The organism is Palleronia sp. THAF1, assembly GCF_009363795.1.
Lineage (GTDB): Bacteria > Pseudomonadota > Alphaproteobacteria > Rhodobacterales > Rhodobacteraceae > Palleronia.
Genome location: NZ_CP045420.1, coordinates 1,789,548 through 1,803,406 on the forward strand (window position 1 = coordinate 1,789,548; position 13,859 = coordinate 1,803,406).

The window sequence follows — 13,859 nt, forward strand, 5'->3', positions numbered from 1 at the left end:
GATCAGTTGGCCACGAGGCGCGGCAGCCAGGTGGACAGCGCGGGAATGTAGCTGACCGCCAGCAGGACCAGGATGTTGGTCGCAAGGAACGGCAGGATGGCCTTCACCACCGGCGTCAGAGGCAACTGCGCGATGCCCGCGCAGACGAACAAGCAGACCCCCACTGGCGGCGTGGTCAGACCGATCATCAGGTTCAGCACTGCGAAGGTGGCGAAGTGGATCGGATCGATGCCAACGGCGAACGCCAGCTGCGACAGCGGGACGAACAGGATGATGAGCGCGGCAATGGTCTCCATGAACATACCCACGAACAGCAGCAGCAGGTTGATGATCAGGATTACGTAGAACGGGTTGGACGAGATCGACAGCACGCCATCTGCAATCGCCTGCGGAATACGCTCGGACACGAGGATCCAGCCGAAGACGTTGGCAAACCCAACCAGCGCCAGAATACCGGCGGAGGCGATGGCACTGTCGATGACAATGCCGGGCACGGCGCGCCATGGCAGCTCTCGGTAGATCAGGCCGCCAACCAGCAACGCATAGACCGATGCCACGATGGCGGTTTCGGTCGGTGTGGCAAGGCCGGACAGCAGGCCGTAGATGATCAGGCCGGTCATCGCCAACGCCCATGATGCCGATCCGAAGGCACGTGCGACCTCTCCCCAGCCCTGCCAGCTTTGACGCGGGAAATTCTTGCGGCGTGCGATGATGTAGGCCGTCACCATCATGGCCAGCCCCATCAGGATACCGGGGATCGCGCCCGCGACGAACATCTGCCCGACCGAGATCCCGGCCAGAGAGCCGACGATGATCATCGGAACAGAAGGCGGGATGATCGGACCCACGGTGGACGACGCTGCCGTAACCGCCGCCGAGAAGTCAGCCGGATAGCCTGCCTTTTTCATGCCGGGGATCATTACGCCCCCGATGGACGCCGCATCGGCCACGGCGGTGCCGGTGATACCACCGAACAGCATGGAGGCCGCGATATTGGTCAGCCCCAAGCCACCGCGAATCCAGCCAACGAGGGCAGACGCAAAGCGGATGATGCGATTGGTGATCCCGCCGCGGTTCATCAGGTTGCCCGCAAGGATGAAGCCCGGAATGGACAGCAGCACGAAGACGTCCATCCCCGCATACATCTTCTGCGGGATCGCCACCGGGTTCAGTCCGGTCGTCAGGATGTAGGCCAGCGAGGCCAGTCCCAGCGTCACCGCCACGGGCACGCCGATGATCAGGCCTATGATGAAGACCGAGAACAGGATCGTCACGTCCATCGCATCAGTCCTCTTGCCACGTGTTCAGGTTATCGGGCCGACCGTTGTTCGTACCCGCGATCATGCCAACGACGCGCAACAGGGCGAAGAACGCGAGCAGCGCCAGCATCAGGAAAATGGTGAAATGCACGTAGGCCATCTGCCAGCCCAGCGCTGGGGACGTCTGGAAGAAGCCGATCTCGGTATAGCGCCAAGCCATCGGAAGCAGGTAAAGCCCAAGCCCGGCGACCAGAACGGCAGACACGAAGCGCATCCACCATGCGATACGCTCCGGCATCGCCTCGGATACGATATCGACATTCACAAGATCGCCCGTCCGCATCGACAGGCCAGCGCCGATGGCCGCCAGATACAGCAGAGCAAAGCGCGTCAGTTCCTCTGTCCAGACCCGCGAGTTTCCGGTCAGGCGTCCAGTCACCTGGATCAGCACGGCAACGATGAGGACAAGGAAGGCAACGCCCACAAGGGCGCGAAAAACGATGAGCACGTAACGCTCGATCAGGTGAAGGAACCGCATGGCAATCCGATCCAACGGGATAAAGCACTGCGGGCCGCCAGACGTATCTGCGCTGGCGGCCCTTTCTTTTCAGACCGACGTTACTCGGCTTGGGCTGCGAACAGCTCTTCCACCGTCGGGCGGATCTCTTCGGCGACGTTGGACAGAACCGCTTCCTTGGCCGCTGCCGCGAAGGCCGCGTTGTCGACTTCGACGAAGGTCATGCCCTGCTCTTCCAGGTAGGCACGGTCTGCGGCTAGGCTCTCTTCGAACAGCCCACGCTCGTACTCCTGCGCGATGTCAGCCGCTTCCTGAAGCGCCTGCTTATCTTCGTCGGACAGCTGGCTCCAGGTCTGCTCGGCGATCGCCAGGTAGATCCACGACCGCACGTGGTCGGTCAGGTTCACATGGCTCTGCACTTCCGCGAAGCTGGCCGACCGGATCAGCGCCAGCGGGTTTTCCTGTGCGTCGATGGTGCCGTTCTGCAGCGAGGTGAAGACCTCTGAGAAGGCCATCGGCGTCGGCTGAGCGCCCAGTGCGGCCCAAGTGTCGACGAAGAGCGGCACGTTCGGCACGCGCATCTTCAGGCCTTCCAGGTCGTCAAGGCTTTCGATGGCGCGGTTCGACGTCAGTTCACGCGGACCACGGGCGAAGTAGGCCAAGGGGCGCACCTGTGCGCGCTCGATGATCTGCTGCTCGATCTCGTCGCCGGTCTCGCCGCCCGCGACTTCGTCCATCTGCTCCAGCGAGCCATAGGCGTAGGGAATGGCCAGCAGGGCAGCCATCGGCGCCCAGTTCTGCAGGCTTTCGCCGGTGATCGTCATGTCAACAGTGCCAAGCTGCATCCCGTTGATCAGGTCGATTTCTTTGCCCAGCGACTCGTTGGGGAACACTTCGACGGCAATGCGGCCTTCGGTCAGACGCTCGACCTCTTCGGCGAATTTGACGGACGCAAGGTGCCAGGAATTGTCCTCATTCGCGAGGTGTCCAAGCTGCAGCGTGCGCTCTTGGGCAGAAAGCGGACCGGCCAGCAGGGCCAGCGTCGCCACGGTTGCGAGTTTCTTCATAATAGCCATTCTGTCTCTCCTCCATGAAGTATGACCACCCGATCCTCCGCCCCATCTGGGATGGCGTCGAAAAAGTCGGGATTTCGGTGTGCGATCAGCGGCAGGTCGGCCAAGACCTCTCGCAGATGCGTGCGAAGTGCAGCCTCGGCAGCGCCAAGGTCGCCTTTCGAGATTCCGTCGACGATATCCGCATGCTGTTCGACCAACTTGGCGATCGGAAACTGTTCCAGAGACAGGAAACGAACGCGGTCCATCTGTGTCTTCAGGCCGTGCAGCTTGCGCCAGATCCCGAACTTCGCGGCAGAGTTCGCCAGCTCGCGGTGGAACGCCTCGTCAGCCACCATGAAAGCGACCGGATCGCCCGCGTCGATGCGGTTTTGTTGATCCACCAGATCGCGCAGTTTGGCGACTGTGGCCGCATCCGATGACTGCGCCAGTACCTGCACGATGTCGGACTCCACCGACTCGCGGATGAAGCGGGCTTCGCGCACCTCGGCGATATCGATCCGGCGGATGCGCGTCGCGCGCTGCGGCAAGATCGACAGTAGGCCGTCGTCGGCAAGGCGGATGAAAGCCTCGCGTACCGGTTGGCGACTAACGCCGAACTGCGCGGCAATCTCGGATTCGGAAATCTTCTGATCAGGTTTCAAGAGGTTTCGAACGATGCGGCGACGCAGGATAGACCGCAATTGCGGCGCGATGGGCCGCGCCAGATCAATCTCGGCACCAGAGCTGTCGCGCTCTTTCAACATCGATTCGTCCTCCCCTGCGGACTTGCTACCATACTGCCATACCAGTACACAAGATATGTGGAATCGCTTAGCGGCGCCGATGGTTTGCGGTCGCCAATACGGGCTTTACGGGAGGATGAGATGCGCGAGACTTGGAGATGGTTCGGACTGCAGGACCTTGTGTCGATAGAAGACGTCCGCGAGGCCGGGGCCAGCGGGATCGTCACGGCGCTTCATCACATCCCGACCGGGCAGGTCTGGTCGCGCGCCGAGATCGCGAAACGCAAAGCCGAGATTTCCAAACGCCGCGACGGTCGTCCCTCCGGCCTGCATTGGGACGTCGTGGAAAGCTTGCCGGTGTCGGAGTCGATCAAGATGCGCTCTGGCGCGTGGCGCGCGCACATTGACGGCTACATCGAGAGCATGCACAACCTGTCGGCAGAGGGCATAGAGACGATCTGCTACAACTTCATGCCCGTGCTGGACTGGACGCGCACGAATCTGGCGCATGAGGTCGAAAGCGGCGCGACCTGTATGCGCTTCGACCTTATCGATTTCGCCGCCTTCGACCTGTTCATCCTAGAACGCGACGGAGCTACGTCCGACTTCGACGCCGCATTGACCGCAAAAGCGCAGCGCCGGTTCGACGCAATGACGCCTGACGATCAGGAGGCCATGGCGCGTAATGTAGTGTTCGGGTTGCCAGGCGCTGCCGAATCCTTCTCTTTGGATGACGTGCGCGCGCTGTTGGCCGACTACGCCCAGATCGGCCCGGACACTTTGCGCGGGAACCTTATCGAGTTCCTGAACGAAATTGCGCCCGTCGCGGAAGAACTGGGGATACGCCTCTGCTGCCACCCCGATGACCCACCCTTCCCGCTTCTGGGCCTGCCCCGCATCATGTCGACCGAAGCCGATTACGCCAAACTGATGACAGCCGTGCCCAGCGCCGCCTCTGGCATCACTCTCTGCACCGGATCGCTGGGCGCGCGGGGGGATAACGACCTGCCCGGCATGATCGACCGGTTGGGCGATCGCATCCATTTCCTACATCTGCGCAACGTCACGCGCGAAAGTACCGAGATCCGCGGCTCGTTCCACGAAGCAGAGCATCTGGGCGGAGACACCGATATGGTCGCCGTCATCGCCGCCGTCCTGCGCGAAGAGGTGCGGCGGCGCGACGCGGGGCGCGCAGATGCGTCCATCCCGTTCAGACCCGATCACGGGCAGGACATTCTGGATGACAAGTCCCGCAAGGCGCAGCCGGGCTATCCGGCCATTGGACGCCTTAAGGGGCTGGCGGAACTGCGGGGCGTCATCGCGGCCCTTAGCCATGAAAGTGTATCGTTGTGAGCAGACTGAAAACCATCGACGACATCCCGAGCGGCGTGCAGATTCCCGCCTACGACCGCGATGCCCACGGTACAGGCATCGTTCATCTTGGCCTTGGCGCGTTCCACAAGGCGCATCAAGCCGTCTATACCGACGACGCACTCGCAGCCGAAGGCGGCGACTGGCGCATCACGGGCGTCAGCCTGCGCTCGGCCGATGCAGTTGAGGAGCTGCGTCCTCAGAACGGCCTCTTCACCGTTATCGCGGCAGGGGCAGACGGCACGTCGGCGCGTGTGATCGGGTCCGTTGCACAGACGCTGGCCCACGCTCATGGCGACGCCGGCCGCGTTCGCGCCGCCCTGGCCAGCCCCGCGACACGGATCGTGACGATCACGGTGACAGAAAAGGGCTATGGCCTTGACCGCGCCACCGGCGGCATCGATCCGGCGCATCCGGCCATTGCCCACGATCTGGAACACCCGGACGCACCTGCCGGGGTTGCGGGCCTTCTGGTTCAGGCTTTGGCTACACGTCGTGCCGCAGGTAATAAGCCCTTCACCATCCTGAGCTGCGATAATCTACCTAACAACGGAAAACTGACGCGCGGCTTGATCCTCGATTTTGCCGCGTGCTTCGATCCGGAGCTGCGGGATTGGATCGCCGAGAATGTCGCCTTCCCTTCTTCCATGGTCGATCGCATCACACCGGCAGCAGCTGCTGATCTCCCGGCAAAGGTCCGCGGTATCTTTGGCCGCGACGATCACGCTGCGATCGAAACTGAAACGTTTTCCCAATGGGTCATCGAGGATCACTTCCCCACCGGTCGCCCCGCTTGGGAAGCGGGTGGCGCGCTGTTCGTGGATGATGTTGCGCCCTACGAAATGATGAAGCTACGGATGCTGAACGGCACGCACTCCATGCTGGCCTATGCCGGCTTCCTGTCCGGGCATCGTTATGTGCGAGACGTCATGCAAGATCCTGACTTGGCGGCGCTGGTGCGAAGGCATCTGGCTTCTGCGGCGAAAACCTTGCCACCGCTGAACGGAATAGACTTTGACGTCTATGCCGCCGATCTGATCCGCCGGTTCGAGAACCCCAACCTTGACCACGAAACCTACCAGATCGCCATGGACGGCACCGAAAAGCTGCCCCAGCGTATCTTCGCCCCCGCTATGGATGCATCGCGCGCGGGTCAGAAAACGGGTGCCTTCGCATTCGCGACCGCCGCCTGGATGCGGTACTGTAAAGGTAATCGTGACAATGGCTACGACCACGCGCTACGCGACCCACGGGAGGACGAGATTGCAAACCGGATTGCAAATCTGATCGACGCATCCGCTATTGCGCAGGCTCTTTTCACCCTCCCGAGCTTTGTGCCAGAAGCGTTGAAATTTGATGCGCCTTTCCGCGAACAGGTGACCGAAATTTTGTTCGAAATGCTGTCAGCCTCAACTTCGAATTGCATCGCCCAAGAAGTTCTAACAATTGAAAGTAATCTGTGAAATGGCTCTGTTGCGCAAATCGGGTTGGAAATTCGTCTCGTGAATCCAGCGTGATAGCTGGCGATTATGAGCAGACCGACACCCCCGAGCTACAAGATCAAGAACTGGGCGGCCTATAACGAAGCGCTCAAGCGCATCGCTTCGCGACCTCGCTGACGATCTGGTTTGATCCCGAGATGACATGGGAGGCGACTCCGACGGGCAAGCGCGGCCGGCAGCGGACGTATAGCGATCGTGCTATCCAGACCTGCCTGACGATTACAGTGCTGTTCGACTTGGCCCTCCGGCAGACAACCGGCTTTGTCGAAAGCCTCCTGCAACTGAGCGGGCTGGACTGGACGGTGCCGGATTTCAGCACGCTGTCCCGCCGTCAGAAGACACTGGACGTGAGCATACCTTATCGTGGGTCGGAGGGACCGCTGCACCTTCTGATCCCCTCTCGGGATCATACTTCGCATGACCCTGCCGGGCAGCGGACAGCACCGGGATCAAGGTCGAGGGCGAAGGGGAATGGAATGCCCGCAAGCATGGCGGCGCCAAACGCCGTGTGTAGCGCAAGGTTCACCTCGGGATTAACGAGAAAGCTCTGGAAATTCGGGCAGTCGAGTTCACCAGCAGCGACATCGGCGATGCGCCCATGCTGCCCGAATTGCTCAACCAGATCCCGCCCGACCAGGAGATCGGCAGCGTCACTGCGGACGGCGCCTACGACACCCGAAAGTGCCACAATGCCATCGCCGACCGGGGCGCTGCCGCTGTCATTCCGCCCCGCAAGAACGCCAAACCCTGGAAGCCGGACACGGCTGGCGCGATTGCGCGCAACGAGGCCCTCCGCGCATCGAAATACCTCGGCCGAGCGCTCTGGCGGAAATGGAGTGGCTACCACCGCCGAAGTCGCGTCGAGACGAAGATGCACGGCATGAAGCTGCTGGGCCCACGGCTGATGGCACGTGACCCAGACCGTCAGGTCGCCGAGCTTCAGGTTCGTATCGCCGTCATGAACGGTTTCACCGCGCTCGGCATACCCATCACACAGGTCGTGGGATAAGCGCGTCCGGGGAAAGGGGAAGCTTGCCCATCAGTCGATTTGCGCAACAGAGTCACACTGAGCCAAAAGTAGAATTACAACAAGTGCTCCGTCAGCCAGCCCTACATTTTCAACATAGTGATGTAACCGCCTTGGGGTGCAGGGGCATTCCTGCATCCTCCAACTGGCTCGTAAGCCATACTTCAGGGAGGACCACTTTTCAGGGGGCAGACCAACTCGCAGCACACATTGCGAAGCGCACTCCCTACCACATGACAGAATTGCCATCGCAACTCTTCAGATCACCCGGAAGGTGGGGCACAGACGGCGCTTACGATCAACGCCCTCGTCGAAGGTGGGCAACACCAGCTATGCCTCTTTTAGCTACTTCGCCTTGGCCCGTGCCGCCGCGGCGCCGGTCGCCGCCGTCTTCGACAGCTCGACTAGATGCAGAACATCGCGTGGCTGGGCGGTGCCGAAGCCGGTGGCCGCACCGGCCGCGCCCCAGTTCACGAAGCAGTGGTAAATCTGCGTTTCGAAGCCCACCAGGTCGAAAGCATCAAATCACCTGTAGCCCGGGATCAAACATCTATTTAGAACGAGATTCCCGTTATCTAATCAATTGTACTGTACTACGCCCCTTTGTCCTGTCATAGAGATGGGAAACGACAGAAGTTCGATTGCGCGTCTCAATTCCTCAATTGGCGTCGCTTCTCCGTAAGCGCTATCATGAACATCGCTTGCCTCATGGCCAAGAATGTCACGCCGAGTTTTTCCTGTCACCGATGGCTGCCCATCCAACTGCTGTTTAACGTAGTGGCGGAACGAATGCAGGGACAGTTTCCGAGGATTCCCATCGAGTGCAATCTTGAGAGCGTTCGAGAAATTATAGTAGAGCTTCCTTCCAAAGGGATCCTTAGAATTCTGCGGACAGAGTTCTGGGAAGAGGTTTTCCTGCCCCTTGTTTTTGATTGATTTGACGTAATCGAGGAACCCGTGCGCGATCAGCCCGGTATGAATCGGCACCTTCCTACGAGAGGAAGCGGTCTTCACCCGCCGGTTCAAATTATCGTCCAGATCGAAAAACCAGACGCCATTCTCCTGCTTGATGTCGCGCACCATGAGGGCGGCGATCTCCTCGCGCCGGGCCCCACTCATGACTGCGACCAACGGCACCCATTAGAGACCATCGCGGATAACGAGGCGACCCGGCTTGTTTCGCCTCTTGCGACCAGCACACCCGTTCCAGATCGTGTGCCTGAAAAGTCGACCGATCTCCTTCTCGCTGAAAGTCGAACGACGATCCCTTGGCCGGCGCTTTTCCGTGTTCTTCAGGCCCTTGAACTCCAGCCGGTGCGGCAGGTCGATTCCATCCAGACGCGCGCGTACAATCAAGCGCTCAAGTCTTGTCAGGTGTCCATTCATCGTGGAGACCGAAAGCCCAATCTCTGACATCGGCAACGGCTTCGCCCTGGCAAGGATCGTTTCGAGATCGAGATCTCCATCGCCTTCGCGCTTTCCCAGGGATTTCGGGATTGCCGCCATCAGGTCCACAAAACGTGAAAGGTGGACCTGCCGTATCTCGCGGATATCGGTAACACCGACCAACTGTCTAAAAAGTCGGACGGTCGCCGCATACTGCTTCAGCGTAGCCTTCCTGAATCCCTTTTGCTGCCCCGCACTCGTTAGCCTTTCCAGAACTTCCGTCATGGCCGATCCGTATCGAACTACACAGGCGTCGAATTCCGTGTTGAGGCTTGTGTCTGCCTTTTCATGAGTTACAGCCCCCTCACCCAATTGCGACTTCTCCTTCCCGAGGCTCTGTTGCACAAATCCACTGCTGAGCGGCCTTCCCCTTTCCCCGGACGGGCTCATTCTACGGCTTCAGTGACAGGAATGCCGAGCGCGGTGAAGCCGTTCAGGACGGCCACACGGACTTGGAACTCCGCAACCTGCCGGTCGAAGTCGCGCGCCATGAGGCGCTGACCCAGCAGTTTGACACAGTGCATCTTTGTCTCGACGCGGCTTCGGCGGTGGTAGCCGCTCCATCGTCGCCAGATGGTTCGGCCGAAGCGTTTCGATGCGCGTAGGGCTTCGTTGCGGGCGGCCGCCCCGGGGCTGTCGGGCTTCCAGGGCTTGCCATTCCTCCGAGGCGGAATGATCGCAGCAGCGCCACGAGCAGCGATGGCATCGTGGCACTTGCGGGTGTCGAAGGCTCCGTCAGCGGTGACGCTGGCGATCTCCTGATCAGGCGGTATCTGGTCGAGTAGCTCGGGCAGCATGGGCGCATCGCCCACAACGCTTGTGGTGAACTCGGCGGCGCGGATTTCCAGTGTTTGCTCGTCAATACCGATGTGGATCTTGCGCCAGACCCGACGCTTCGTGCCACCGTGCTTGCGTGCATTCCACTCCCCTTCGCCCTCGACCTTGATCCCGGTGCTGTCGATCAAGAGGTGCAGCGGCCCTTGTGAGCCACGATAGGGTATGTTGACCTTCAGGGACCTCTGGCGCCGCGACAGCGTGCTGAAGTTGGGCACCGCCCAGTTAAGGTCGATCAGCCGCAGGAGGCTTTCGACGAACCCTGTCGTTTGCCGCAGCGCCATGCCGAACAGCACCTTCATGGTCAGGCAGGTCTGGATCGCGGCATCGCTATAGTCAGGCTGTCGACCGCGTTTGCCGGTCGGCGCAGCCTCCCAGATCATGGCTGGATCGAACCAGATCGTCAGCGAGCCGCGGCGCTTGAGCGCTGCGTTATAGGAAGGCCAGTTCTTGGTCTTGTAGGCGGGGGGTGTGGGTCTGCTCATGCCCTCGGGCTACCACGCTGGATTCACAAGATGAATCCCTCACCGGATTTGTGCAACAGAGCCCCTTCCCGACAATCGCGGATTCCTCCGCCTCACGGAAATCGTTACTTTTTTCCACCTCTGGGGAGTCGATTGCCGCGATGCACGGCAGATCAGTTAATGAGGGGCCGAGTGCCTTCGCCACAGCGTCCTGAACTTCCTCAATGTTCCGCGCATTCAGAGCAGCCGGGATCTCCATGGAGGCTTGCCAAGCGATCGCTCTCGCGCGGTGAACACCTTCGAAAACCTTCATCTGTGCAAGAGGCGCTTCAGGTCGCTTCCCGGTTATCTGTTCAAAAGCAGCGCACTGCTTGTTTCTCCAGCCTTCGTTGACCGTTTCAGCAGCGAAGAGCGCGAGCATTCGATCCACGGAAGCTCGGAAGTCGGCATCGTTTCCGTCCCCGCCAAGATCGGATACGATCTGATCGCTGACTTGGGCGCCCAGGCCATCGCGCGCAATCAGTTGTGCGGCAATCGTCGTGGCGAGCTCACCGCGACGATATGCGATCGGATCTTCCGCGAAATTGCGCGCGACCACCCGCTTGTCCTCGATCATCCTCAGTAGATCGTCGCGCTTCCTTTGGATGAACACGCGCATCTCTTTCGAGGTCGGGGCGCAGGTCGAGGCGGTTTCCAGCATGTCGTCGAACTCAGAGCTCAATATTCGTGCCATCTTACGCGCGAGATGGAGATCTGTCGTTCCTAAGGACACCTGGACGGAGCAGAAACCTGTGGATTGAGCCGGCAGCCGTCGCCGCCAGGTCCAGACGGCCCCGCGCCTGAACATATGAGTTTGTATTGTCATCTCGCGCCTCCTTGAGACGCGGTCCGGACACCTGTCGACCCACTGGCGTGCGACACCAATGTGCGACACGCCTGTGCTACATGAGCGAAGCTACGAAAGTAGTTTCACTAATAAAACAATGACTTGCTGCTGTATTTGGCTCCGGCGGTAGGGGCCGGAGCGCGCAGCTCAACGCACTGAAATCGCGACACTTTTCGGGAGCGACTCCTGTCCGACTCCGCAGTGTGACTGCGTTTGTGCCGTAACCTGTGCCAGCTGGCAAGCGACCTTCGCTTCGAATAAGAATCGTGGATGGTCCGATGAACATGCCGTGCCGAGCGGCAGCGCGACGACCACCCGAGTCTCGGGCGCAGCAACCCAGGCACGTTCCTGATCAGAACCTCGGAACGATCCAAGGCGACGAGCGCGACCCTATGTTCGTCTCGACACTTTCCGGTCCGGACAGGCCGGGTGGCCTGGGTGCATCAACGCTTCGGATCGATCAACTCGGCCCATGGCTTTCGTCAACTCAACGCCCCCTTCACCCGCGCCAAAAGCAAGATCGTGACCTTCATCTCGCTCAAACCAACAGAACGCCCCATGTTCTGGAGCAGGAGGAAACCGAGCCGGAGCCGGCGCACTCGACACCACTGTGACGCTTGGGCGACGCGCCGAGTTCGGCGCGTCTTTGGCTGCACCCCCGGATCAGGCTGGTTCAACCTCCTTGGCCGCCAGGAGCCGGTCCGGAGACCAAATGTGGTCGGCCAGTGCGCAATAGAGCGCGGAGCGGGCCTTGAGATTCGAAGGTTCGAACTCCGGCATCGGCACGAAGGCCAGACCGGTCCGCTTGAGCGCAGCCCGTACGCCGGGATTATTTTCGTAGAATGCCTCGTGGAGCGATTGCGCCAGTGGATTCTGTTTGACGTAATGGGGCCGCTTCTCTGCATAGGTCTTATCGCTCAGGCTTGCATTGACCTTGTGCGGCAGCAGGATCAGGCCGCCGATCTCGTTGCGCGACCGGTCGAAATCGGACTTCTAAAGAAAGGAGGTCGCGAACCGGTCGTGATGGTTCGCCCAGATATGCTCCACCTCGTAGGCATGCTTCCCCGAGCGCACGACGTAATCCTCGTAGCGGCCGGGCTCGCCGGCTTGGCGTTCCAGCCAGTCGGTGAAGCGAGCGAGCTGGCGATGCACGGCTTTGCCGGTGAACTGGTTGAGGTGAACCGGTGTCGAGAAGTCGAGTTCCTTGCGCTCCTCAAGTAGCCTCGCGTGCAGGATCGCGCGGACGCCCTCGAGGCTCTCGCCGCGGATTTCTCGCATGACCAAGAAGGCAGCATACTGCATCGAGGAGTAGCTGTTTGACTTGTAGTTCCAGAGGCGCAGGTTGAGCCAGCAGTCGATGAAGTCGGCAACGACGCCAGCTTTCTGCTCCGCAAGCTCGCGGCTATCTTCGGGCGTGATCGGAGCGATGAGCATTTGGTGCTGCAAGGTGAAGCCTGCATCGGCATTGTAGCGAATGCTTTCGAGACCCGGGGTCCGGACACGCGCGGCCTCGAGCAGCCGCACGTAAAGATCGGCGTAGTAGCGCATATCGCGCAGCACAAAGCGCGCGTAGTCGGGCGATGCGACCAGGCCGATCCTGGCGGCGTGGTTGCGTACCCAACGGTGATACTCGGTGCCGATCAGGTCGTAATCCTCGGGGCGGGCGTCCTTGTGGCGCGCACGGATCGACTTGGCGTATTGCGAGCGGACCCAGGCCTTGAAGAACTCGGGGGCGGTATCCTTGCCGTAATCGGTGAGGCGGCTGATCTTGTCGCGCATCACGACATTGGCTTCGTGCCGCTTGTCCGGCTCCTCGATGTTGGCGAGGAGATAACCTTTCAGCATGTCCGTGGGGGTGAGCGAAAGCCCGCGGTCGTTCATGGTCTCGAAGATCGTGTAGGCGTCGCCCTCGGCATAAGCGGTGATCTCGATCACCTTCACCTTGCGAAGGAGCCAGTAGATGAAGAGCGGCAGGGCATCACCCCGGAGCTCCTCTGGAAAGATTTCGGGCAGCTCACGGAAGCGGGCAACGAGGTTGTAGACCGAATCCGAGTGTCCCACGGGGTTGAAGTCGTCGCCTTGGAAGAGGGCTTCCATGCAGGCGTTCCGGTTCGGCACGTCGAGCTTGAATTTCTTTTGCCCGAAGTCATCGTCGTAGATGAGCTGCGCGACCGAGACCTTGTCCTGGCGATCCTGCTGCATGTGGTTGAGGAAGATCAGCAGGAGTGTCAGCGACGTCAGGCGCTGCTGCCCGTCAACGATATGGCGGATCTCCCCGCTCTGGCTAACGACGATCGAGCCCAGGAAGTAGTGGCCGTAATTGGCAACCTCGGCAGCCGTGGCGCCGGGCTGGTAATGCTCAAGGAAGCTGCTGGCCAGATCATCGACCAGCGCGCGCATTTGTTCTGTCTGCCAGCGGTATTCTCGCTGGTAATAGTCGATCCCGAAGCTCCCGCGGGAAAACAGTTGTTGAACAGAAAGATCGTAGCCTTTGATATCGTGCACGGGTAACTCCGGATTGGCAGTGAACGGCAGCCTTCGTGCGATGATAATGACGCCAAGGCGGTGCACGCAATCGCAGCGTAGAGTGCCCCAATCGGCCATGTTTGTAGCAAATTCACCAGCGCACGGAGTGGTCGGTATTGCTCCTGCCGCTCCAGCGCTCGCGCCTTGTTCCAAGGCGCCGGTTGCTGGAGTTGGTGCCAAGCTTGCTGGTGCCGCCCGGGCGGATATGTTCAAGCGCTGTGGGAACCAG

General features: G+C 60.5%; 12 protein-coding genes and 2 pseudogenes. 3 read left to right on the top strand and 11 right to left on the bottom strand.

Annotated features, from left to right (window positions below; all coding sequences use genetic code 11):
- Positions 1–2: 2 nt before the first annotated feature.
- The 4 genes from FIU81_RS08895 to FIU81_RS08910 all read right to left on the bottom strand — a co-directional run bounded on the left by FIU81_RS08895 (position 3) and on the right by FIU81_RS08910 (position 3,595).
- On the bottom strand, positions 3–1,280 hold the full coding sequence (locus tag FIU81_RS08895) for a TRAP transporter large permease (protein ID WP_124111575.1): 1,278 nt from the start codon (positions 1,278–1,280) through the stop codon (positions 3–5).
- Between the two features lie 4 nt (positions 1,281–1,284).
- Positions 1,285–1,797, bottom strand: a complete 513-nt coding sequence (locus tag FIU81_RS08900) for a TRAP transporter small permease (RefSeq protein ID WP_124111576.1) — start codon at positions 1,795–1,797, stop codon at positions 1,285–1,287.
- An 80-nt stretch (positions 1,798–1,877) separates the two neighbouring features.
- Positions 1,878–2,852 carry a TRAP transporter substrate-binding protein gene (locus tag FIU81_RS08905; RefSeq protein WP_124111577.1) on the bottom strand — a complete coding sequence of 325 codons (975 nt, stop codon included), beginning with the start codon at positions 2,850–2,852 and terminating at the stop codon, positions 1,878–1,880.
- Positions 2,840–3,595 carry a GntR family transcriptional regulator gene (locus tag FIU81_RS08910; RefSeq protein WP_124111578.1) on the bottom strand — a complete coding sequence of 252 codons (756 nt, stop codon included), beginning with the start codon at positions 3,593–3,595 and terminating at the stop codon, positions 2,840–2,842. Before FIU81_RS08910 ends, FIU81_RS08905 begins: the two co-directional genes overlap by 13 nt.
- A 120-nt stretch (positions 3,596–3,715) precedes the next feature.
- On the opposite strand from FIU81_RS08910, the gene uxuA reads away from it, so the two are divergent.
- The 3 genes and pseudogenes from uxuA (at position 3,716) to FIU81_RS08925 (ending at position 7,456) form a co-directional block, all read left to right on the top strand.
- On the top strand, positions 3,716–4,927 hold the full coding sequence (uxuA, locus tag FIU81_RS08915) for a mannonate dehydratase (RefSeq protein WP_124111579.1): 1,212 nt from the start codon (positions 3,716–3,718) through the stop codon (positions 4,925–4,927).
- Positions 4,928–4,962: 35 nt separating this feature from the next.
- Positions 4,963–6,408: a mannitol dehydrogenase family protein gene (locus FIU81_RS08920; RefSeq protein WP_254696054.1), complete on the top strand. Its 1,446-nt coding sequence runs from the start codon at positions 4,963–4,965 to the stop codon at positions 6,406–6,408.
- Positions 6,409–6,474: 66 nt separating this feature from the next.
- Positions 6,475–7,456 (top strand): annotated as a pseudogene (locus tag FIU81_RS08925) (IS5 family transposase).
- Positions 7,457–7,819: 363 nt separating this feature from the next.
- Here the strand turns inward: FIU81_RS08925 and FIU81_RS16705 are convergent.
- From FIU81_RS16705 to FIU81_RS08955, 7 genes and pseudogenes are all read right to left on the bottom strand, one after another.
- On the bottom strand, positions 7,820–7,981 hold the full coding sequence (locus FIU81_RS16705) for a hypothetical protein (protein ID WP_172971437.1): 162 nt from the start codon (positions 7,979–7,981) through the stop codon (positions 7,820–7,822).
- A 72-nt stretch (positions 7,982–8,053) separates the two neighbouring features.
- On the bottom strand, positions 8,054–8,593 hold the full coding sequence (locus FIU81_RS08930; RefSeq protein ID WP_124113214.1) for a hypothetical protein: 540 nt from the start codon (positions 8,591–8,593) through the stop codon (positions 8,054–8,056).
- A gap of 21 nt (positions 8,594–8,614) precedes the next feature.
- Positions 8,615–9,145 carry a hypothetical protein gene (locus tag FIU81_RS08935; protein WP_124113213.1) on the bottom strand — a complete coding sequence of 177 codons (531 nt, stop codon included), beginning with the start codon at positions 9,143–9,145 and terminating at the stop codon, positions 8,615–8,617.
- Between the two features lie 161 nt (positions 9,146–9,306).
- Positions 9,307–10,239: an IS5 family transposase gene (locus FIU81_RS08940; protein WP_124109948.1), complete on the bottom strand. Its 933-nt coding sequence runs from the start codon at positions 10,237–10,239 to the stop codon at positions 9,307–9,309.
- On the bottom strand, positions 10,187–10,918 hold the full coding sequence (locus tag FIU81_RS08945) for a hypothetical protein (RefSeq protein WP_172971438.1): 732 nt from the start codon (positions 10,916–10,918) through the stop codon (positions 10,187–10,189). Before FIU81_RS08945 ends, FIU81_RS08940 begins: the two co-directional genes overlap by 53 nt.
- A 51-nt stretch (positions 10,919–10,969) precedes the next feature.
- A pseudogene (locus tag FIU81_RS17160) lies at positions 10,970–11,083 on the bottom strand (hypothetical protein); the annotation flags it as partial.
- Positions 11,084–12,097: 1,014 nt separating this feature from the next.
- The gene (locus tag FIU81_RS08955; protein WP_216644249.1) at positions 12,098–13,708 is read right to left on the bottom strand and encodes a DUF262 domain-containing protein; all 1,611 of its coding nucleotides are present in this window, start codon (positions 13,706–13,708) and stop codon (positions 12,098–12,100) included.
- Positions 13,709–13,859 lie beyond the last annotated feature (151 nt).